The sequence below is a fragment of the uncultured Clostridium sp. genome (assembly GCF_900547735.1).
In the GTDB taxonomy this organism is placed as follows: domain Bacteria; phylum Bacillota; class Clostridia; order Lachnospirales; family Lachnospiraceae; genus Otoolea.
Genome location: NZ_URHZ01000018.1, coordinates 1 through 22,530, shown reverse-complemented (window position 1 = coordinate 22,530; position 22,530 = coordinate 1). Strand labels below are relative to the sequence as shown.

At 49.0% G+C, this 22,530-nt stretch carries 19 protein-coding genes; 16 read left to right on the top strand and 3 right to left on the bottom strand.

What is annotated here, in order from left to right; translation table 11 throughout:
• Positions 1-5: 5 nt before the first annotated feature.
• The 12 genes from QZT18_RS07860 to QZT18_RS07805 all read left to right on the top strand — a co-directional run bounded on the left by QZT18_RS07860 (position 6) and on the right by QZT18_RS07805 (position 13,163).
• Complete coding sequence (locus tag QZT18_RS07860; RefSeq protein ID WP_294146312.1) at positions 6-1,109, top strand: ABC transporter ATP-binding protein; 1,104 nt, start codon at positions 6-8, stop codon at positions 1,107-1,109.
• Between the two features lie 564 nt (positions 1,110-1,673).
• Positions 1,674-2,201 carry a flavodoxin family protein gene (locus tag QZT18_RS07855; RefSeq protein WP_294146310.1) on the top strand — a complete coding sequence of 176 codons (528 nt, stop codon included), beginning with the start codon at positions 1,674-1,676 and terminating at the stop codon, positions 2,199-2,201.
• Positions 2,202-2,928: 727 nt separating this feature from the next.
• Positions 2,929-4,542, top strand: a complete 1,614-nt coding sequence (locus QZT18_RS07850) for a hypothetical protein (RefSeq protein ID WP_294146308.1) — start codon at positions 2,929-2,931, stop codon at positions 4,540-4,542.
• Positions 4,543-4,708: 166 nt separating this feature from the next.
• Positions 4,709-5,851: an FtsH protease activity modulator HflK gene (gene hflK / locus QZT18_RS07845; RefSeq protein WP_294146306.1), complete on the top strand. Its 1,143-nt coding sequence runs from the start codon at positions 4,709-4,711 to the stop codon at positions 5,849-5,851.
• Positions 5,852-5,863: 12 nt separating this feature from the next.
• The gene (locus QZT18_RS07840; RefSeq protein ID WP_294146304.1) at positions 5,864-6,736 is read left to right on the top strand and encodes a protease modulator HflC; all 873 of its coding nucleotides are present in this window, start codon (positions 5,864-5,866) and stop codon (positions 6,734-6,736) included.
• 131 nt (positions 6,737-6,867) lie between these two features.
• Positions 6,868-7,080: a tautomerase family protein gene (locus tag QZT18_RS07835; RefSeq protein ID WP_294146302.1), complete on the top strand. Its 213-nt coding sequence runs from the start codon at positions 6,868-6,870 to the stop codon at positions 7,078-7,080.
• Positions 7,081-7,472: 392 nt separating this feature from the next.
• On the top strand, positions 7,473-8,777 hold the full coding sequence (locus QZT18_RS07830) for an MATE family efflux transporter (RefSeq protein ID WP_366925822.1): 1,305 nt from the start codon (positions 7,473-7,475) through the stop codon (positions 8,775-8,777).
• An 88-nt stretch (positions 8,778-8,865) separates the two neighbouring features.
• Positions 8,866-9,654: a YoaK family protein gene (locus QZT18_RS07825; RefSeq protein WP_294146299.1), complete on the top strand. Its 789-nt coding sequence runs from the start codon at positions 8,866-8,868 to the stop codon at positions 9,652-9,654.
• Between the two features lie 258 nt (positions 9,655-9,912).
• On the top strand, positions 9,913-10,851 hold the full coding sequence (locus tag QZT18_RS07820) for a hypothetical protein (RefSeq protein ID WP_294146297.1): 939 nt from the start codon (positions 9,913-9,915) through the stop codon (positions 10,849-10,851).
• A 211-nt stretch (positions 10,852-11,062) separates the two neighbouring features.
• On the top strand, positions 11,063-11,881 hold the full coding sequence (locus QZT18_RS07815) for a prepilin-type N-terminal cleavage/methylation domain-containing protein (RefSeq protein WP_294146296.1): 819 nt from the start codon (positions 11,063-11,065) through the stop codon (positions 11,879-11,881).
• Positions 11,882-11,912: 31 nt separating this feature from the next.
• The gene (locus QZT18_RS07810; protein ID WP_294146295.1) at positions 11,913-12,665 is read left to right on the top strand and encodes a TraX family protein; all 753 of its coding nucleotides are present in this window, start codon (positions 11,913-11,915) and stop codon (positions 12,663-12,665) included.
• Between the two features lie 33 nt (positions 12,666-12,698).
• Positions 12,699-13,163 (top strand): N-acetyltransferase, encoded by a 465-nt coding sequence (locus QZT18_RS07805; protein WP_294146293.1) that lies wholly within the window; start codon positions 12,699-12,701, stop codon positions 13,161-13,163.
• Positions 13,164-13,354: 191 nt separating this feature from the next.
• On the opposite strand, the gene QZT18_RS07800 is transcribed toward QZT18_RS07805, so the two are convergent.
• Both QZT18_RS07800 and QZT18_RS07795 read right to left on the bottom strand, forming a co-directional pair.
• The gene (locus tag QZT18_RS07800; RefSeq protein WP_294146291.1) at positions 13,355-13,939 is read right to left on the bottom strand and encodes a sugar O-acetyltransferase; all 585 of its coding nucleotides are present in this window, start codon (positions 13,937-13,939) and stop codon (positions 13,355-13,357) included.
• Between the two features lie 107 nt (positions 13,940-14,046).
• Positions 14,047-14,796: a hypothetical protein gene (locus QZT18_RS07795; RefSeq protein ID WP_294146288.1), complete on the bottom strand. Its 750-nt coding sequence runs from the start codon at positions 14,794-14,796 to the stop codon at positions 14,047-14,049.
• A 722-nt stretch (positions 14,797-15,518) separates the two neighbouring features.
• Between QZT18_RS07795 and QZT18_RS07790 the strand changes: the two genes are divergently transcribed.
• The 4 genes from QZT18_RS07790 (at position 15,519) to QZT18_RS07775 (ending at position 21,745) form a co-directional block, all read left to right on the top strand.
• A complete protein-coding gene (locus QZT18_RS07790; RefSeq protein WP_366925816.1) occupies positions 15,519-16,571 on the top strand; it encodes a polysaccharide deacetylase family protein in 1,053 nt (350 codons plus the stop codon).
• Between the two features lie 179 nt (positions 16,572-16,750).
• Positions 16,751-18,088, top strand: coding sequence for a triacylglycerol lipase (locus QZT18_RS07785; RefSeq protein ID WP_366925815.1), 1,338 nt, complete (start codon positions 16,751-16,753; stop codon positions 18,086-18,088).
• A gap of 71 nt (positions 18,089-18,159) precedes the next feature.
• Entirely contained in the window at positions 18,160-19,119 is a 960-nt protein-coding gene (locus QZT18_RS07780; protein ID WP_294146286.1) for a nucleoside hydrolase, read from the top strand.
• Positions 19,120-19,231: 112 nt separating this feature from the next.
• The gene (locus tag QZT18_RS07775; protein WP_294146284.1) at positions 19,232-21,745 is read left to right on the top strand and encodes an FAD-dependent oxidoreductase; all 2,514 of its coding nucleotides are present in this window, start codon (positions 19,232-19,234) and stop codon (positions 21,743-21,745) included.
• A 140-nt stretch (positions 21,746-21,885) separates the two neighbouring features.
• Here the strand turns inward: QZT18_RS07775 and QZT18_RS07770 are convergent, their stop codons facing one another.
• Positions 21,886-22,116 (bottom strand): HPr family phosphocarrier protein, encoded by a 231-nt coding sequence (locus QZT18_RS07770; RefSeq protein ID WP_294146282.1) that lies wholly within the window; start codon positions 22,114-22,116, stop codon positions 21,886-21,888.
• Positions 22,117-22,530: the final 414 nt, after the last annotated feature.

The window sequence follows — 22,530 nt, the reverse complement described above, 5'->3', positions numbered from 1 at the left end:
TTTTCTTGACAGAGGATTATATTTACACCGATCACATGGCTGTGGGATATGGAAAAGTCCCTCTGATTGAAGAGATTGAAATCCATGTAAAACAGGGAGAGATTGTTACCCTGATTGGCCCGAACGGGGCGGGAAAGTCCACGATTTTAAAAAGCATCATCCGGCAGTTGGGACTGATTGGCGGAACCGTTTTCCTGGACGGCGTATCCATGCACGGTATGCCGGAAAAGGAAATAGCGAAGCGGATGTCCGTCCTGATGACGGAGCGGATCCATCCCGAACTGATGACATGTGAAGACGTGGTTGCCACAGGCCGATACCCCTATACCGGCCGTTTGGGAATCCTTTCCGACGCGGACCGGGAAAAAGTCCGGGAGTCCATGGAACTTGTCCATGCCTGGGAGCTGGCGGGGCGGGATTTTACGGAGGTCAGCGACGGCCAGAGGCAGAGGATTCTCCTCGCCCGCGCGATCTGCCAGGAACCGAACGTCATTGTGCTGGATGAACCCACGTCATTTCTGGATATCCGCCACAAGCTGGAACTTCTGACGATTCTTAAAAATCTGGTGCGTGATAAAAATGTGGCGGTCCTCATGTCGCTCCATGAGCTGGATTTGGCACAGAAACTCTCCGATTATATTGTCTGTGTCAATGAAAATTCCATCGAACGCTGCGGGACGCCGGAAGAAATCTTTACCTCCTCTTACATTACAAAACTTTATAAAATCACGAAAGGCAGTTATCATGCGGAGCTTGGCTGCCTTGAGATGGAGCCGGCGGGGGGCAGGCCCCAGGTATTTGTCATAGGAGGGAATGGAAGCGGAATTCCTGTTTACAGGAGGCTGCAGCGAAAGGGGATTCCCTTTGCGGCAGGAATCCTAGGAGAGAATGACATCGATTACCCGGTGGCAAAGGCATTGGCGGCTGAGGTGATTTCCGAGGCCCCGTTTGAAATGATCGGGGAGGAAACGTATCGCAGGGCGGCGTCCGTCCTTGATTCCTGCAGTCGGGTCATCTGCTGCCTGTCGGAATTTGGGCCGGTCAATGAAAAAAACCGCTGTCTGGCAGAACGCGGAAAGGACAGATTAATCAGCGTTGAGTGTATTTGAGGAAGGAGAACGCTGTTGGGGGAATCTTCAGTCCCGGTTTATAGGTTGTCGCGGGTGGGGAATCCGGGCAGAAAAAGTTCCTGCGGGAAACGCTTGCGCTCGTTGGAGTTCATAGTGGAACTAACCTCGAAAGGACCTCGGTAAGTACCAATGGACTCCCAGGTTCCCTGCGGAATCTTTTTCTCCCGGATTCCCCACGGGAAGATTATGGCCGGGACTGAAGACGCGTAGGTTGCCGCCATTTTGACCGGGCTGTGGTGGCTGAACGGTTCTATTCCTTCAGGAAGGGAGGGGATTTTTACGAAAAAACGTAAAACACCTCGCGGAATATAATATATCCTGTGTGAACAGTAACCCAAACACTTCTATGAGGTATCGTAAACGAGTTGAATATTTAATCTGCCGATGTTAAAATAATAGATATAGGATGCCGGATTGCTGGAAAATCGCAGGATGGTTTTTTTTATTATGATTTGGGTACGTCAGGCCGGTATGGGGACGAAGTGTTCCGGGCGGTCTGCAATAACAGACAGGGAAACGGGAAGACGACAAGGAGGCATGACGATGAAAATTGTAGTTTTAAACGGCAGCCCGCGTAAGGGCGGAAATACGGAACTGATGGTGGATTCTTTTATAAAAGGAGCGTCGGAGCAGGGGCATGAGATACAAAAAATAAATCTGGGTGAGAAAAAGGTGGCTCCCTGCCTGGCCTGTGAATATTGTTTCTCCCATGACGGGGTCTGTATCCAGAAGGATGACATGAAAGAAGTGCTGGAGCTGACGGACGGCGCGGATATGATTGTATTTGCTTCTCCAATCTACTGGTTTACGGTGAGCGCACAGTTAAAGGCGGCCATCGACAGACTCTATGCGAGAGCCAGAAAAGGGTTTACAATCCGCTATGCGGCCCTGATGCTGGATTCCATGTCGGACGGAGTGTACAAGTCGGCTATTGATGCATATGAGGACACCTGCAATTATCTCGGCTGGAAGAGCAAAGGGATTTTGACCGTTCCGGGAATGAGCGTCAAGGGCGCTATGAAGGATTCCAGAGGGGCGGAGAAGGCCTATGAGTTGGGCAAAGGGTTGTAAGGGGGAGAAATGAGGACGAAGCGGCGAGATGGGAGGGGTTCTCCATCCCTGGTTCTGCCTGTGGCCGCTGAGTTGCCTTCATTTCTTAGAAAAGGAGGGGATATGGCGGCCGCCAGGGGATGGTTTACTCGGAAGGGCCGGACGATGGTAAAGGATGGCGGAAGTATTTTATGATGTGTGTAGCTGCCGTATGAGCGGAGAGCGAAATAGATGATGGGCGGAAATGTGGAATGATGAGAAGTATTTTGAGTGAATTTTGAAGGTTAAAGATGAGGTTAGGGACAAGACGGTATCTGTTCCGGCCGGGAGTGGTGTCAGAGGCTCCTTGGCGGAGAGCGGGTGCTGTTTTTTATATCATAGGAAAGTATTCCTATGATATAAAAAGCCCTCCAGGCAGGATGCGCACTCGCGCGAAGATGTAATATGCCGCTATGCGGCCGCGCTCGGCGCTAGAGTCCGGTGAGCCGGACTCTTTCTTAATGGGGAAAATAAGAGCATGGGGCAAAAGTCGGTGGAAAAGAGTCTCCGCCATGAAAATGTAAGAATAGATTAATTAATATTCAATAAGTGAAAAGACAGAATATGGTAAAATGAACTCTATAATTATCAGATATATAATCGGTGCATAGGAAATCCGTGAAACAAAGAGACGGATGGATACCAGAACGGTATTACCGCTCTTATTTATTCTATCGTTTCTTTTTAAGAGGAATTAAGGAGGTCTTTTATGAAAAAGAGGAAAATAGCAGCGCTTGCGGCAATTTTATGCTTATCTTTTGTCGGCGTTTTGTCCGGCTGCAGTGGTTCAGGGAAGGGCAGTGGGGAGCATGGTTCTGAAGCTCCGGCGGAGCAGGGTGAAAATACGGCAGAGAGTCAGGAGGAAGAACGGGGAAGCGCGGAGGATGGCCGGGAGAAGAACGGAGCCGAAGCAGACGCGGAAGTGGCGAAAGGATTTCAGGTTGTGGACGGCTACGGGGTATGTGAACCCGACAGTCCGGTTTTTTACCAGTTATCGGGCAGTGAGGGAGCCGGGGAGGGCGTCCGTCTTGAGGTGGAAAACGGTATGGCAAGGCTCAGGCTGCTGGGTGCGGTGCGCCAGGGGCAGAGTATGACGGTGAAATATGAGATTACCGACTATTCCGTGAAAGTACTGCCTGAGGAGGAGACGAAAAAGATCAGGGAGCAGGAAAAGGAGAACCGGGAGAAGGAGGAGCGGGGAGAATCGGTCGAATGGGACTGGAGTTACATCCGCCTGGATGAGGAGAAGGGAATTTACGGCAGAAGTGACTTTGAGACAAAGATTTTTGAGAATAAAAAACCGGGACTTTATACGGCGGATGCCAGAATTTACGGAAACGGGATGCCGACAGGCGGGACCACGTTCACAACAGGCGCTGCGGGAACCGAGTATGAAAAATTTTTTGAGGAAGGAGCACTGACGAAACGCTGTGTCAAGAGTGTTGAGGACGGCGGCTTCACAACAAAGAAACCGGACGGTTTATATAATCTCGAGGTGGAGGGATTCGATGAACCGCTTGTATTTGCTTTTGAAAAGGCGCCCGAATACCAGACTCTGGAGGAGATAGACGGGATAACCGCACAGGATGGATTCCATGTTTTCGCTGTGGGAAAGGAAGAGGAAGGCAAACTTAAGGTGACGGTGAATACCTATTCGGAGGACGGATTCCGTCTTCAGCCGGGAAAGGCACAAATCAGAATCGTGCCGGAGCCGGAAAAGAATGGGCGGGAAGAGGCTGTGATGGTAAAGGCAGACAAGGTGCGTTATGCCTCTGTGAAAGAAAATTACCAGGGCTTAAAAGCGGGAAGTTATATTGAGTATACTTGTAAACTGCCGGAGGGCGTAATGATGCGGTCGGCGGAGTTCGTTCCGGAGGAAATGGTTGCTGCCTCCGACGAAGTTTCACAGGCAATAACAGTGGAAATTCCGGAGAAGGACAAAGAGATTGAACAGAAAGTGGAATTCAGGGATGCTGTAATTTCTCTTACGGCGGTACATAAAACAGAGGAAAAACAGGAGATTGGAATAGATGAAAAGGGAGAAACGGTGACGAAACCCGTAGTTCGAATTGATGCATCGGCAAGTTCCACAAATCCGGCCCTGGAATTTTATATGGTTGGCGGCTTTACGGGAGAAGAGACGGAACGTAACATGTATTTTAACGGTGGCCTTACCCCGCTTGCGAAGGATGAGGAAAGCGGCATCGGACTGAAGGGCTTTAATATCGCATATGAGGAGGGCGGCAGTGAGGTGACGTTCCAACTGGCATCCCCCTACTATAAACTGGTAAAGAAACTGGAAATTCCGGTCCGGCTGCAATAAAAATACAGTATAGTAAAAATATGTGTTAAGAAAGTGCTAAAAATGTAATTGCAATAGACGGGTGAAAAGGATAGAATAGAAGAGTGCATCAAAAAGAAAAGACGACAGGAAATTCAACAGAGGAAATGTGCTGTTAAGCATCAGACAGAAGAACAGGAGAGTGAAAATGTATACAAACAGAAACCCTTTTGGTGGAAACCAATTTGGAAACCAAAATCCGTTTGAAGATTTACTGAAGAAGAAAAACAAGGAAAAGGAGCCTGAAACTTTCGACAGCAACGGAAAGAAGATCAGGAAAAAACCTCCCTATAAGAAAATGCTGGGTGGAGTCTTTCTCTTTTTCGTAATCATTGCCGGTATTAATTCCTACTATATGCTGGATGAGGATAATTACGCGGTGGTCACGACCCTGGGAAATCCCCAGGCGGTATCTCAGGCAGGACTTCATTTTAAGATACCCTTCATCCAGAACGTCAAAATGGTTTCCAAGGTCATTACGGGTATGCCCATCGGCTACAGTCTCGAGACAGGGCAGTCCATTGACGAAGAATCGGTTATGATTACAAAGGATTTTAACTTTGTAAATACGGATTTTTATCTGGAATATATGGTAAGCGATCCTGTTAAATACCTGTATGCGTCCCAGGATCCGGAGGCGACTCTGAAGATGCTGGCCCAGTCCTATATCCGTGACACGGTGGGAGTTTACAATGTGGATGATGTCATCACCACGGGAAAGGCCGCGATCCAGTCCGAAATCAAGGAAAAGCTGACCAACCGGATGATAGAGGAGGACATCGGCCTCTCGGTTGTAAACATTACGATTCAGGACGGATTTCCGCCGACGGACGAAGTTCTGAGTGCTTTTAAAAACGTGGAGAATGCAAAGCAGGGCAAGGAAACTGCCATCAATAATGCCAACAAGGACAGAAACGAGAAAATCCCGCAGGCGGAAGCCGTGTGCGACCAGATTATCAAGGATGCCGAGGCGGAGAAACAGTCCAGAATTAACGAGGCCCAGGGCCAGGTATCACGTTTTGAACAGATGTATGCGGAATACAGCAAATATCCTCTGATCACCAAACAGAGAATGTTCTATGAGACGATGGAAGATGTCCTTCCAAGCCTGAAGGTTTATATTGTGGACGAGAGCGGGACACAAAAGATGCTTCCGCTTGACAGCTTCATGAATGTACCGCCGGTTCAGACAAGTCCGGCCAATCAGTCCGAGCAGTCGGCCGCGCCTTCACAGAAGGCGGCTGAAGGAGAGACACAGCAGAAACCGCAGAATACAGAGCAGGACAATTAAGGAGGATACAGAATGAAACGAACAGGTAATAAGGTAATCGGTGTTTTTATAGCGCTGGCGGCGGTCGTGGTTCTGGCTTCTTCCATTGTTGTAACCTATCCGAATGAATATAAATTAATTAAGCAGTTTGGCGAAATCGTCAACGTCGTGGAGACACCGGGAGTCTCTCTCAAGATACCGTTTATCCAGGAGAGTGCATCCGTGCCGAAGGAACTTCAGATTTATGATATCCCGAAATCAGACGTCATTACAAGAGACAAGAAGAGCATGATTGCCGATGCATTTGTACTTTGGAGAATTTCCGATCCGGTGCTGTTTACAAGGCATCTGAACGGGCAGGTTGCCCAGGCGCAGTCAAGGATTGCAGCTTCTGTTTTCTCCTCGATGAAATCCGTTATCTCCAACATGGATCAGGCCGAGATTATTGAGAACAGAAACGGTAAACTGGCTCTGGATATTAACTCCAATATCAGCAATTCGCTGGACGGCTACGGAATTACCGTGCTGGCCGTGGAGACAAAATCCCTGGACATGCCGGATGACAATAAACAGGCTGTCTATGACCGTATGATTTCCGAACGTAACAATATAGCGGCCTCCTATTCGGCCCAGGGTAATTCCTCCGCCCAGATGATTAAAAATAATACGACGAAAGAAGTATCCGTTATGAAATCGGAAGCCAGGGCAGAGGCGGAAAAGATTAAGGCGGAGGGTGAGGCCCAGTACATGCAGATCCTCTCCAACGCGTATAACGATTCCAGCAAGGCGGATTTCTACAATTTTGTCCGTTCACTGGATGCGGCGAAAACGGCTCTGAAGAACGGCAATAATACGCTGATTCTCGATAAGAGTTCGCCGATTACACAGATTTTTTACGGTTATTGATTTAAATGCTTTAAACGCAGTTATATAAAGAATTTAAACGCAGTTATATAAAGAATTTAAACGCAGCTATATAAAAATTTAAACGCAGTCATATAAAGAATTTAAATGCAATCATAGAAAGAATTCAGGAGGTGCATAATATGCCGCATATTGCCATTACAATGTATCCGGGCAGGGATCACGACACTAAGGCTGCTCTCGCAGAAAAAATGAGGACGGCCATTGCCTGTGAACTGGGAATCAGTGAATCGGTGGTTTCCGTATCAATCCAGGATATCGAAAAAGAAAACTGGGATAAGGAAATGGAGAAGATACCGGACGAGGCCATGTTTATCAGAGTCTGATGCCGGAAGGAAAAAATTTAATTCTGTTCTTGAAAAAAAGAATAACTTGTGGTATTCTGATAGCAATTTCAAAATATAAACACAATTATTTGCCACCGGGTAAATAATTCAGTGTCTGAACACACTCCGTTAGGTCTAAGCAGGAGTGGGTTCAGGCACTTTTTATATCTCCCGGCAGTTGCGCACTCGCGCGAAAATGTAATATGCCGCTATGCGGCCGCGCTCGGCGCGAGAGTCCGGCGGACCGGACTCTTTCGTGAGATAGGAAAGTACAGGGAAGGAGCAGAGTGATGTTACACACAGAAGCAGTAAAAAATAAGCGGAGCCGCAGCGGCGGTGATGGAGGAGAGAGCGTACCGGCTCTGTTTGCACGGTACGTGAGCCTGAATGTGATGGGAATGATAGGATTGTCCTGTTACATACTGGCTGACACCTTTTTTGTCTCCAAGGCGCTCGGGGCGGCGGGACTTGCATCCCTGAATCTGGCAATTTCCGTATACAGTATCATCAGCGCGGCCGGACTGATGTTCGGCATTGGAGGGGCGACACGTTTTGCCATCTTAAAGACGCAGGGGGAGGAGGAAGAGGCCAACCGCGTCTTTACCTGGACGGCGGTGATGGGATTTTTGGCCGGGCTGATATTCGCATTTCTGGGCGTGTTCTTTGCCGGCCGTATTGCCGTCAGACTGGGGGCAAACAGTGAGACGCTTGAAATGACGGCCACCTACCTGAGGGTTATCCTGTGTTTTGCGCCGTGTTTTATCCTGAATAACGTCGTTCTGGCATTTGTCCGCAACGACCGGAATCCGGCCCTCTCCATGGCGGCAATGCTGACCGGGAGCATGGGAAATGTAATTCTCGATTATCTGTTTATGTTCCCGCTTTCCATGGGGATTTTCGGAGCCGCTTTTGCGACCGGGCTGGCGCCTGTCATGAGTCTGGGAGTGCTGTCGCTTCACTTTGTAAAAAAGAAAAATACATTTCATCCGGCGGCGGTGCGTCCGGAACTGAGAAGGAGCGGAGCCGTATTGATGCCCGGGCTGTCCTCCTTCATTACCGAGGTATCTTCGGGAATTGTACTGATTGTCTTCAACCTCGTTATTTTAAATCTGGCGGGTAATACCGGAGTTGCGGCATATGGGATTGTAGCCAATCTGGCTCTGGTCGTGATTGCCGTGTTTACCGGTATTGCACAGGGAATTCAGCCGCTGGCGAGCACCGGATACGGCAGGGGGGACGGAAGAATGCTTTGGCAGGTGGTGCGGTATGCCGTCAGTCTGGCGGTCTTTCTTGCGGCGTCTATCTATCTCATTGTCTGCCTGTTTACGGATCCAATCGTCCATATTTTTAACAGTGAGGGGAACCGGGAGCTGGTAGCGATTGCAAAGACCGGAATCAGGCTGTACTTTACGGGCTTTTTATTTGCCGGGATCAACATCCTGGCCGCCGCGTTCCTGAGCGCCGTAATGCGGCCGAAGCTGGCCTTCATTATCTCTGTCACGAGGGGAGGCGCGGTGATTATTCCTCTTGTACTTCTGCTTTCCCTGGCGTTTGGCATGGAGGGCGTGTGGCTTTCATTTACCCTCTCGGAATTTATCACCTGCCTGCTCTCTGTGGGCGGTGTGATTAAATGCCGGACTGAGCTATTCGGCAAAAGTAAAATTTCCTATGGAAATAAGGCCCAAAATACGGTATAATTTGCCTGGATGAAGATGGCGGCGGTTTTTGGACGTCATCGCAGAAAACGCTTCTGACAGAGGGGCGGAGGGCGAAAGGAAGATCGAGATGGCAGGACGGACAGCAGGGTATGTAAGGAACAGCAAATGGCAGATGTCGGAGTCTCTGGCGCTGGGCGTGGTACTGACCCTGGCGGGCGGATTCCAGGATGCATATTCCTATAACTGCAGGGGAAAGGTTTTTGCGAATGCCCAGACCGGCAATATTGTACTGCTGGGACAAAACCTGGCAACGGGAAACTGGGGGAGCGCGATCCGATACCTTTTTCCTCTCCTTGCATTTATCGGAGGAGTCTATGTGACGGAGTGGATTCACGAACTGTATAAGGAGCACCGGCTGCTGCACTGGAGGCAGATCGTCCTTTTAATTGAGATTGTGATGCTGCTGATTGCGGGATTTCTTCCTCAAAGCATGGACACCCCTGCCAACATTCTGCTTTCTTTTGCATGCGCAATGCAGGTCAACAGCTTCCGTAAATTCCGCGGAATTCCATGCGCTACGACAATGTGTATCGGTAATATGCGCAGTGCGACGGAGATGCTGGGACGGTACCATATTACAAAGGACCCGGAGCTGAAACGGAAGGCGCAGCATTATTACTTTATTATTCTCATTTTTGCCATTGGAGCGGCGGTTGGAGCCGTCATTTCAATGAAATGGGGAAATCGGGCAATCTGGATTGCGGCGGCGCTGATGTTTTCGGGATTTCTCATGATGTTTATTAAAAGTGAGATAGAGGAAAATCCTGCCGTTAAGGAAGAAATTCATAAAATTGAGAAGCAGGCGGCGGAGATGCTCCGTGAAGAAAGAGAAAACAGCAATTCGGACACACAGTAGATAGAAGATAATAGGTTACTGTTCACAGGCAGTATTCCGCGAGGTGTTTTTTGTGAGTGGAGCAAGCAAAGCGAAAGTCACAGACATCGTGCCCTGTGGGTAAAACCCGAGGGTTACGGCGCGACGCAACGAAAAGTGCGCGATGCGGACTTTTCATTACAATCAACGGCGCTTTTTGCCGTTTCTGTGCATCGCGAAGCGTGTTATTGTTCACAGCGCAATGCGGTGTGAACGGTAACGATAATAGAGGAGAATAAGATGAGGCGGAGAGCAGGAAGTGCGGTGCTTGTGATATTAGGACTTCTGATGGCGGGCTGCGGCAGCCATCAGGACGCGTCGGGCACCGGGACGGCGGCCATAGCGGCCGAGAGCGGCACGGAAGCGCCGGAAGACGGCAGCATAGAAGAGACGGGTAACAGTACCGGAGATAATAATGAGGTAAGTACGGAGACACTGGAAACAGTAGTGCTGAAAAATGCTGGTGTGAGCCAGGAAACAGCGCCAATGCCCTCCGGCGAGATACATATGGAGAATCCGTCCTGGGATTACTACAGCTTAGAGGCGCCGGAACCGGCGGCATCACCTCTGAGGCTTGTAAAACTGACGGAGGAGGCCAACCAGATTACGGACACCGAAGATTGGTTTGAGAAAAATAATCTTACCACGGATGTGGAAGACACGGGAAATTACACCTGTGATATTCTTACGGGAGAAGAGGGAGAGCCATACCTGATCCGGGTGACGAAAAAGGAGAGCGGCGAAAGCTATACCCTGAATTTTTCAGATTACCAGTTCGCAAATGATTTTAAGGAGAGCGATGCGTCCTTTGTAAGACAGACGATCCGCTTTGCACAGGTAAAGGATGACATTCTGTATCTTTCAATGGGACATCTCACCTATGCGGAAACATCCCCGCATAACGCCTATGTGGCTGCGGTGGATTTGAAACAGGGGAAACTTTTATGGAAGAGCAGGCCTCTGGTGAGCAATGCGCACAATTTTGTAATAAAGGGGAATGTCCTTCTTTGCGGCTACGGATTTACGGCGGAGCCGGACAACCTCTACCAGTTGGATCTGGCTACGGGACAGGTTATTGCCGAACTTCCTTTGAAGTCTAAGGCGGATTATCTGATTTTGAAGGATGATATTCTGTATGTGAGGACTTATAATACCGATTATACGTTTCGGGTCGAATAGCGATTAAATTTTTCAGGCGGGTAAGAGGACGCGGTGCGGACTCTTACCCGTTACTATATATGCAGGATGCATTCCGCGAAGTGTTTCATATGCTTATAGTAAAATCAATCATTGTCTGTCTGTTACGCATGAAAGCAAATATTCAATTTGAATATTGTGTCGGAACATGATAAGATAAGGTAGATAATGGCATGACCGGAGGGGACAGAGGATGAAGAAGAAAACAGACAGAGGTTTCAGCCTGATTGAACTGATTATTGCGATTGCAATTCTTATTATATTGACAGGGCTTTTGGCGCCTCAGTTTATGAAATATATTGAGAAGTCCAGGAAGGCGGCATGCCTGAATAACATAGATGTGATGATTCAGGAGTACCAGGTGGCAATGATTGAAAATCAGGATATTAAGCCCGAGAAAGTGCTGGAAATGATGGTGAAACGCGGCATGAAATGTCCATCTAAGGGGGAGTATTCGATTAAACACCTGGATGACGAGAATTTTCTGGTAAACTGCAAAGTGCATGGAGATGGCGAGGCAGAAAGCACGGATCCAAAGGTTGTGCTGGGGAAAGATGTATATGAAAGGATGCTTAAGTTTGCGGATGAGTATTCATTAGCTGAAATGCAGAAGATGTTTAAAGAAGCCGGAATGAATAGTGCACACATAACGAATGATACGATACGACAATATCTTCTGAAAGAAGTTTACGGCGGGCAGTGGCCTAAGGCAGACAAGAGCCAATTTACCGGCTCTAAATATACCGGAGACTTATATGTCCAGCCATACATCAATGTCAAGAACACCTCAGGTGGAACGGTGGAAGAGACAACGAAAGAAAGTGTTTTTGCATATATCGGACCCAGTTCGAATGATACTGGTGGAAGTAAATGGTCGGCATATTTTATCTATGATCCGAATGCTAAGAAGTGGTATAGAGAACCCAATGGAAATTCTATTTTGATTATGAATCAGGATTGGGATACTGTAAAAGCTAACACAATCGATAAGGGCTGGATTCCCGTCGAATAAATAAGTTAAATAAAGGACAAAGACATAACACATGACAGAAAAACGAAAACTTTTCCCCGCGTGCCTCACCGGCAACGCACTGAAATTCATAGCGATTTTTACAATGTTGATCGACCATATCGGAGCGGCCCTCATCGAATATGGGATTCTCTGCTCTTACGATATCGATCGTATGATGATAATTATAGAGACAGAAGAGGGCATGCGCTGGTATCTGTTTGATCTGGTGCTCCGGCTCATTGGCAGAATTGCATTCCCCATATTCTGTTTCCTTTTGGTGGAGGGATTCCTTCACACACGGGATGAGAGAAAATACGCAAGAAATCTGCTCCTGTTTGCATTTATCTCAGAAATTCCCTTTGACACCGCATTTTTCGGCAGTCCGTTTTACTTGGGAGCACAGAACGTGTATTTTACACTGTTTATCGGTGTGGTCATGATGTGCTTTCTCAAAAAGTATGAAGGAAGACAGGGAATGCAGACCGCCGTGGTTGCTGCTGCCTGTGCAGCCGCGTTTCTGCTTAAGAGCGATTACAGCTATTTTGGAATATTAATCATTGCGTCGCTGTATCTTCTGAGGAACCGGCGTTCCAAGCGGTTTATTACAACCGGCGTCCTTGCCGCCCTGGAATCCCTGCCCCTGTTCGGTACGGCTGCGCTTTCTCTGATACCGATCGCCTGTTACAATGGGGAGAGGGGAAAGCTGCGCATAAAGTATTTCTTTTATCTGTTTTATCCGGTCCACATTACTTTGCTGATCGGTCTGAGGTACCTTTTGTTTTAAAATAATAAAAATATGAATTTAGGAGTTGTTATTTTGGATTTACATTTAGAACCCATTACACGCCGCAACCGGAAAGAAGCTTTAAAGCTCAGGGTTGCAGCAGGTCAGGAAACCTTTGTAGAGACTGTTTCCCAGTGCCTTTCGGAGGCCGGACGGAATCCGGTGTGGAAACCGGTCGGCATCTGCTCGGAGGAACAGATGGTGGGATTTGCCATGTACGGCTATTTCTGGTGGGAATACTTTCCCCACGGGCGTTTGTGGCTGGACCGTCTGCTGATTGATGCAGAGTGCCAGGGAAAAGGTTACGGAAGGGCGGCTATGGCCGATATGCTGAAGTTTTTCTCGGTCCGTTATCCCGGTAAAGACGTCTATCTGAGCGTGATAGAAGGAAATGACGTTGCAGCCGGAATGTATAAAGCGTTTGGTTTCCGTTTCAACGGAGAAAAAGATATTCACGGTGAAGATGTTATGGTGAAACGTTACTCTAATGTGGGCTGAAAAGTTTCAGGGTTACCTCCGAAAATCCCTGATACAAGGAAAATATAGTTTGATGGTAATCTGAAGGCGTGCCTTTTCAGCACGCCTTTTATGATCCCAAGAATGATGCAAGGGAAAGTTTCGCAATTTCCCGAGAGCTGGTTCCGGCCGTCGCAGGGATGTCCGCCGGAGGAAAGGGAGCCCTGCGACGGTCAATTGTTATCCCGGATGACTCGGCAGGGATTTCCGCAGGCAATCTTATTTGAGGGGACATCTCTTGTCACGACGCTCCCTGCGCCGATTACGACATTATCTCCGATGGTAACTCCCGGCATGATAATGGCCCCGCCGCCAATCCAGACGTTATTTCCTATGGTGACAGGTGCGGTCTGTGTCTTGCAGAATGCAAAAGAACCGTCTTCCTTTGGCTCACCAAACCGGTCCTTTGCATTTGTTGGGTGAAACGCCGTGTATATCTGGACATTGGGCGCAATGAGGGCATTATCTCCGATGGTAATCCGATTGTCGTCCAGGAACACACAGTTCATATTGACTTCGCAGTTATTGCCGAAGTAGATATTGTCTCCGTAATCGGCAAAGAAGGGGGCTGTGATCCAGAGATTGGCGCCCCGGCCGCCCAGCAGTTCTGCCAAAATTCTGTCTTTTTCGGCCATATTTTCAGAGTCGGTACGATTGTAATCCCGGACAAGGTTTTTGGCTTTGTGCCATCGGGACAGCAGCTCACTGTCTCCGCAGTCGTAGAGTTTTCCGGCTAACATTTTTTCACGTTCCGTCATAAAGTTCCTTTCTTTTGTTCCTTCTCAGATTCCGCTCGTAACGGCGTGCTGTGCTCGATAGCATGAATCGCGATGCACGGAAACGGCTGAAGGCCGCTTGCGGAATACTAACTGTAAACAGTATCTTTTTTCTCATAGCAGTGGTAAGCATAGGCTCTTTGGAAACCAAACTGCTCATATAGTTCCGGCAGGAGTTTCTGGCCGGGAAGATTGACCAGCACTTTCGTAATTCCTTTTTGCAGGGCAAATTGCAGAACATCCGATAGGCTCGGGCGGCATAGGGGCATCCCGTTGAAAAGGAAAAGGAGTTCCGCCCGTTTTATTCCCATAATTCCACACTTCCTGCTTTTCTGTCCATTTGTTCCACCGCCTGTTTCTTTGGCTGTATTACAAGCTGTATGGAGGCAGGTACCTTCCCTGATTTCCATCATGTTTTCCAGTAATACGGAATTCTCGGCAGACAATCCGTCGTCCTGATCCGCAGAAATAAAGTCCATGGAAAGGGAACGTCCATCCCCGTTTTGCGCCTGCAGTTTTGCGGCGACCTCGTCCGTCAGTGTCAGCTCACCAATGATGGAACAGTTCTGCATCATATAGTGCCGGCTCTCAAGCCGTGAGTTCAGATAAAAATTTGTATTTTCGACAACGCGGAAGACACAGTCGGCTTCTCTTTTTCGGCCGATCTGCTCACAGGCCCGTATACGCTCTTCGACGCAGTCGGGAGAATTATTGTAAAGTGGAAGAACCAGCAGGCGGTCTGCAAATTTTTTCAAAATCCATCCATCGTGAACCTCGGTTTGTGTATTCGAAAACAGGTTGATAATTTGTTCTTCCAGTTTGACGGCAGATTCATTCATTGACTTTTACGCTCCTTTTTCAATCGTTTCATTTTCGTCCGGAAAATAATGGCTTTATGATATGCCTGTTATTGTATCATTTTGAAAATGAGATTTCTTGCGTAATATGGTACGATTTAAAACGCTGCCTTACGGTACGGACAAATGATTTAGAAAAAAGCTCCGTCAGTCGAATTTTGAAAATTTCAGGTCTGTCCATTACGGATATTTCAGGCCTGCTTATTGCGCTATTTAAAAACTGCCTGTTTCAGCCGTTTCAGAAACGCTTAATTTTGCCAGTTGAGAGGCCTTGACAGATGACCGGGAATACGCGTTCCGCTATTACCTGCGGCTGTGTTAAGCTGGCTTTGGGTTAAGGAAATACATTCGCTGAGGTCGGCATTTTTTATAGTGGTATCCCTTAAATCGCCCCCCAGAAGGCAGCTTCCCGTCAGGCGGCAGCTCTCCAATTTGCCGCTATTAGAAGCGAAGGACTGAAATCAACACCGTCCAACACGGCTCTCTTAAAGTTGTGTGCAATGAGACTGGTTTTTTGCGGAGCGCTGTTTGAACGGTTTACTTTCATTTTAACAAATTTTATTGTGTTTTTAAACAGGGGGGCTCACCTTTCATTTAAAGTTTTCGATATCAAACTTTACAGAAATTTCAGTTCAAGGGAAATGGATGAAACTTTTTCCGCCTTTTTTCCGTCTAATACTCAGTACAGAAGAAAAGGAGTTGTTATGATGAGGCGGAAGAGAAGAAAGATTAAAAAGATGGCGCTGGCAATGCTGGTCCTTGGATGCATGATTGCAGTGGCTACGGCTGCATATGCAGGAGCTCCGTCTGCCTCTGGAAATTCCGGGACGGAAAACAAAATTCCCAGTGAGAGACAGATGAGTCAGGAAGGACAGAGCCGCCTGTTCAGTCAGATGAGCCAGGACGGGCAGACAGCGAACCAGGAGACACAGGCGGCCGTTCACACGATACAGGAGGAGGCAGCAAATAAACAGCCGGAAAGCCAGGCACAGCTCCCGCCATCCGCAGAAACGCAGGTTCCTCAGGCACAGACGCAGCAGAGCGAGGCGGAACTGGAATCCCGGGCCGCGGAGTCCCTGACGGCGGAAATAGAGAAGGATGCCGAAGAAGCGGGCCTTGTTTTAAGCGGCGGAAGATATCTTGATCCGTCCAAACCGATGATTGCACTAACCTTCGACGACGGTCCGTATGCGCCGGTAGGAAACCGTATTATGGACAGTATGGAACAATATAACGGCCGCGCCACCTTCTTTGTTGTGGGAAACCGAGTGGCGGATTACAAGACGGAAATCAAGAGAATGCATGACAACGGCCATGAAATTGCCAATCATACATATGACCATAAATATCTGAACAAGCTGAGTGCGGATGAAATTGTCAGCCAGGTGGAGCTTTGCAACCAGGCCGTCGCGGCCATAACGGGGGAGAGCCCCAGACTGGTGCGCCTGCCGGGAGGAAGCAAAAACAGCACGGTTTTAGGCAATGTCCATTACCCGATCATTCTGTGGAATATCGATACACTGGACTGGAAAACAAAGAATGCCGACAAGTCGGTGGAGGCGGTGCTTGGTAAGGTGAAGGACGGAGATATTATTCTGATGCACGAGCTTTATAAGTCGTCGGGAGACGCGGCGGTACGGATTATCCCGGCCCTGTCCGAGCAGGGCTACCAGCTTGTGACCGTCAGCGAACTGATCCGTTTCCGGGGCGGGGTAAAGAACGGGGGAGTCTACTATAGCTTCCATCAGGGTAAATAAGGAAAATAAATTAATAATTACAGAAAAAGGGACTTTCCGGCGGACAGTTGGAAAATCCCTTTTTCCGTACATCGGAACCGCCGTCTTGTTTTGAAGAACGAGGTAAGCTATAATAACCAGAGAGCAGATGTCATGCCGGTGTGTTCCGGCATCTCTGTTTACTGGAAAGGGGCGGGAAAATGAAATCAATCATGAAATACATCATCCGTATATTCTACGTTGTCGTCCTGTTTGTGACGGCCAATATACCGGCTCTCGGGCTGCTTTACAGGAGGCCTCAGTGGCTTTTTCTGGTTCTTCCGTGTTTTGTGCTGGTCAATATCCTTCCGCTGCCGGAAGGCAGGAAACTGCCGAAACGGCGGCTTGCCGTCTGTGCGGGCGGCTGTGAGCTTTTGATCCTTTTTCTCATCTCCATGGCTGCATCGGCTGTGTATCTCCTGTCACTGATCCCGTCTTTATTTCCCGGCAATGCGGCGCTGTGGTTTGGAAATCTTCTCTGCGTCGTGCTTGTGGAGGCGGCTGTGTTCTGGAACGGAATTATCAGGGTCTACGCTACATCGGCCCAGATTGGAATCAAATGGCGGGTGATAGGCATTATCTGCGGATGGATTCCGGCTGCCAACCTGATTGCCCTGTGGAAAATCATCAGAACGGCTTCGGAGGAAGTGAAATTTGAAAGCGGTAAGATACTGAAAAACCGAGAAAGAGAGCAGCAGCAGATTTGCAGGACCAGATATCCCATCCTGATGGTCCACGGTGTTTTTTTCCGGGATTTCAAATACTTTAACTATTGGGGCAGGATACCAAATGAGCTTAAGCAGAACGGAGCCGTTATTTATTACGGCAACCACCAGTCGGCGGCCTCGGTTGCGGACTGCGGGGAAGAACTTGCAGAACGCATTCTGCAGACCGTCAGGGAGACCGGCTGCGGAAAGGTCAATATCATAGCCCATTCGAAGGGCGGGCTGGACAGCCGGTATGCGATCAGCCTGCTGGGAATGGATCGGTATGTCGCAACGCTCACAACGGTAAATACGCCGCACAGGGGCTGCATCTTCGCCGATTACCTTCTGGGGAAAATTCCGGTGCAGGTAAAGGAAAAAGTGGCGGCCAGCTACAACACGGCGCTGAAAAAGCTGGGCGATCAGAATCCCGACTTTCTGGCTGCGGTAGGCGATCTCACGGCCTCTGCCTGCAGCCGTTTTAACGAAATTGCCCCGGATAAACCGGGCGTATATTACCAGAGCACGGGATCCAAGTTAAACGTTGCTTCCGGCGGACGTTTTCCTCTGAACTTCTCCCATGAGCTTGTGAAACATTTTGACGGTCCCAACGACGGGCTTGTGGCCGAGAGCTCATTCCAGTGGGGAGAACGGTATACGCTTCTCACAACAAAGGGACGCAGGGGCATTTCACACGGAGATATGATTGATCTGAACAGGGAAAATATCAGTGATTTTGATGTGAGGGAGTTCTTTGTCGGCCTGGTAAGCGATTTAAAAAACAGAGGTTTTTAGAGACGGGACAGATAAAGACTGAACAGAAAGAAACTGAACAAAAAGAAACTGAACAGAAGGAGATTAAACATATGAAAATGATACTCGATGTGGATACTGGAATTGACGACGCGCTCGCAATTGCCTATGCCGTGGGCGCGGAGGAAGCGGAGCTTAAGGGAATTACCTGCTGTTTCGGCAACGTCAGGGTGGAGACGGCGGTCAGGAATACGCTTCAGATTCTGCACGTCCTCGGAGCCGGAGACATACCGGTCTACGCCGGAGAAAACACCACATTTGCCGGAAAAGATTTTATCCCGGCCGAGGTGTGCAAAAGAGTCCACGGTTTAAATGGAATCGGGGACATCGAACTGCCGGGAACCACAAAAAATGCGGAAAAAGGAGATGCCGTTACTTTTATGGCATCCATGGCGGATCTATATGGGAAGGAACTTGTCATCGTGGCGACGGCGGCCATGACGAACCTGGCCCGTTTTATTGAGCGGTATCCGGAAAAAGCGGCCGGGGTAGGCTGCGTCTGTGTCATGGGCGGCGCGGTTACCGTTCCCGGCAATGTGAACCGCTATGCCGAGGCCAACATCCTGGCCGATCCCGAAGCGGCGAAATATGTCCTGGAAAGCGGCATCCATATCCTGATGATCGGCCTCGATGTGACGCTTAAGACGATGATGAGCGCGGAAGCGATGGAAGAATGGATTCGTCCGTGGCGGGAGGCCGGGACAAAAGCGGGAGATAAGTTCTCAGAGATGGTCCATTATTACTGTTCCCACGAGGTAGGGAAAGAGGGAAAACGGGAAGGTGCGATCCACGATCCTCTGGCGGTTGCCGCGGCAATTCATCCGGAGCTGATTGAGTTCTTTGAGACAAACCTGACCGTGGAGACGGACGGAGAGTCAAGAGGCAGGACAACAGGGGATTTGAGCCGGCTGAAATGCCGGGAAAAGACGGTAAAGGTATGTGTGGATGCCCGGGTAGAATCATTTTTAAATGATTTTGTTGGAACAGTTCAAAAAGCAATACATAGGATTTAACCGCTTTTGCCATACTATATCAGAGACATTATGTCGCGGAAAGCGATCCGCCGCAGGCGGAGGATTCTTTAAACGGAATTCTTTCATATAGTTTGGCAAAAGGAGGCATTGTATGCAGAGCATAAGACTGAAGGAAGATTTTTACTGGACGGGAATTATAGACGAAGGCCTGCGGGTATTTGATATCATCATGTATACGGAATTCGGAACCACCTACAATTCGTATGTACTTAAAACGGGGGACAAGACGGTTCTTTTTGAGACGGCAAAGGCTAAATTTTTCGATGAGTATCTGACGGAGCTTAAGAAAATTACGGATATCGATAAAATCGATTATCTGGTGGTTGACCACACGGAGCCGGACCATGCGGGCAGTGTGGAACTTCTTCTGGACATCAATCCCAATCTCAAGGTGATCGCAACCAGCTGTGCGCTGAATTTCCTTAAAAATATCGTAAACCGGGATTTTTACAGCATCCAGGTCAAGGACAATGAGACAATGAAAATCGGAGATAAGACGCTCCGGTTTATGACGGTTCCAAATCTTCACTGGCCGGATACGATGTATACCTGGATAGAGGAGGACAAGATTCTTGTCACCTGTGACTCGTTCGGCGCCCATTACGGTGTGGAGGGCGTGCTGAGGAGCGAGGTAAAGGATGAGGAGAATTATAAAAAAGCGGCCAGATATTATTTTGACTGCATCATAGGCCCCTTTAAGGGATTTATGATGAAGGCGCTCCGCAGAGTAAAGGAGCTTGATCCGGTCATGATTTGCACGGGACATGGACCGGTACTTGACACAAAGATTGAGGAAGTGTTTGAAATGTATGAGGACTGGTGCACCGTCACCAATCCGAACAGCAGGAAAACCGTGATTATTCCCTATGTCAGCGCCTACGGCTATACCGAGGAGCTGGCCGAAAAAATCGCCGACGGAATCCGCGGCAGCGGACCGGTGGAGGTGAGGCTATACGATATGGTGACGGCCGACGTCGCCAAGGTAGTGGGAGAACTGGAATTTGCCGACGGAATCCTCTTAGGGACGCCAACGATTGTAGGCGAGGCGCTGAAACCCATATGGGACTTGACCACCTCCATTTTTCCGGCCACCCACGGGGGGAAATATGCTTCCGCATTCGGCAGCTACGGCTGGAGCGGAGAAGGTGTTCCCCATATTATCGGCCGTCTGAAACAGCTTAAGATGAAGGTGCCGGATGACGGTTTCAGGGTAAAATTTAAACCGAACGAGGTGGCGTTAATGGACGCCTACGAATACGGTTACCGGTTCGGCTGCCTCGTGCAGGGGAAAGAAGCCCAGGGAGGGAAAAAGTCCGAGAGTACGGGAAAAGGCCCGAGAAAGCTGGTAAAATGCCTGGTCTGTGGGGAGATTTTTGATTCTTCACTCGACACCTGCCCTGTCTGCGGAGTTGGACGGGAGTATTTTGTGGACGTCGATACGGAAGAAACCGATTACAAGCATGACACGGAGGACTTCTACGTGATCATCGGAAATGGAACGGCGGGACTTTCTGCGGCCGAGGAGATACGAAAGAGGGATAAAACGGCTTCGGTTGTTATGGTGTCCGATGAACCTTATGACACTTACAACCGCCCCATGCTGACAAAATCCATGCTGGCCGGGCTGCAGCCGGAACAGATTGCCGTCAAAGAAAACGAGTGGTATGAGAAAAATAATATTATCCGTGTTCTTGGCAGGCATGTGGCGTCCATTGATACGGAGATTAAGCAGATTGTGCTGGAGGACGGCACAAAAATGGTGTATACGAAGCTGATTTACGCGCTTGGGGCCGAGTGCTTTATTCCCCCGATTAAGGGCGCCGGACAGGAGCATGTGGTAGCCGTCCGCCGTCTGGACGACGTCATGAAGATTATCAGTCTTCTGCCCGAAACCAGGAACGTATGTGTCATCGGCGGAGGCGTTCTGGGTCTGGAAGCGGCCTGGGAGTTCAGGAAATCCGGCCGGGAAGTAGCCGTGGCGGAAGCGGCGCCGGGACTTATGATGCGGCAGCTGGATCAGGGGGCATCCGACATGATAAAAGAGATTGCGGCCAGGGAAAAGATCCGGATTTACACCGGGGTTCAGGCAGAGGAAATCCTGGCAAAGGGAAAAGGCGTGAGGCTCTCGAACGGGGAGAAGCTCCCTGCCGATCTCGTCATAATCTCAGCCGGAATCAGCCCCAACACGGAGCTGGCAAAGCAGTCCGGCATTGCCGCTCAGAGAGCCGTTGTCGTCAATGAGAAAATGGAGACCAATGTGAAGGATGTCTACGCATGCGGAGACTGTGCCCAGTATCAGGGCATGAATTATGCGCTGTGGAGCGAGGCATCGGCCCAGGGCAAGGTGGCGGGAGCCAATGCGGCGGGAGAGGCGGCCGAATACGAACCGCCGTCCATGGGACTTTCCTTCCACGGAATGAATACCGCCCTGTACGCGATTGGAGATACGGGAAAAAACGAGGCTCTGTCATACCGGACCGAGGAGAAAAAAGACGAGGCCAGGAAACAGTATGAAAAATATTACTACGCCAACGGGCAGTTAAAAGGCGCGATCCTCATCGGCGACCTTTCCAGAATGGCCGAAGTGACGGAGAGAATAAAATAGGTAGCAGCAACAAAAAACAGGCGGCATGAGTGCGGAGCAAATCTGCAATCATACTGCCTGTTTTTCTTCCTTTTCCGAACAATTAAATGCAATGGAACGTCTGTCATGGGCGTTTCTCACCGCTTTCCGGCCTCCTCTTCCTACTGACAACGGCAAAAACCAAGCTTCTCTATCAGTTCATCATGATTTCCGTAATAAAGCTTCAGGTTTAACAGTTTTCCGATCCCGAGACTTAAAATTCCAAGCAGGGATTTTCCGTCCACGATCTGGCTTCCGAACTGCAGATCCAAATCACCGCTGAACCCGTCGACTGCCCGCAGATATTGCCTGATATCCTCTAACGTATCAAATTTTACCTTAACTTCACTCATGTGAGATCCCCTCCTATATATTTATATTTTTCTTTCTCAGAATGGTGAATGATGTTTACATTGTAAGGGGTAATGGGGAGAATAGCAAATAAAGATTTTGTTAATCTTTTACACGGGCAGAGGGAAGAAAATGCGAATTGAACGAATAAAAGAAAATCGGGAGTATGGTTTCCGATTGGAAAGAAAATGTGATTTTTACTTTGTTTTCAGGCGGTATCAGGCAGTTCGGAAATTGGAAAAAAATTATGGCAGATTGTAGATAAAATAACTATTTAGTTGAGATGCGAGGACGCCTCTGGAAGATGGCGGACGGGGGAGTGGGAGGGTGGATATGAGTCTTCAGTCCCGGTGGATGGTTGTGGTGAGGGGGAATCCGGAGAAAAAAATTCCTGCGGGGACGCGCTCCCGCTTGTG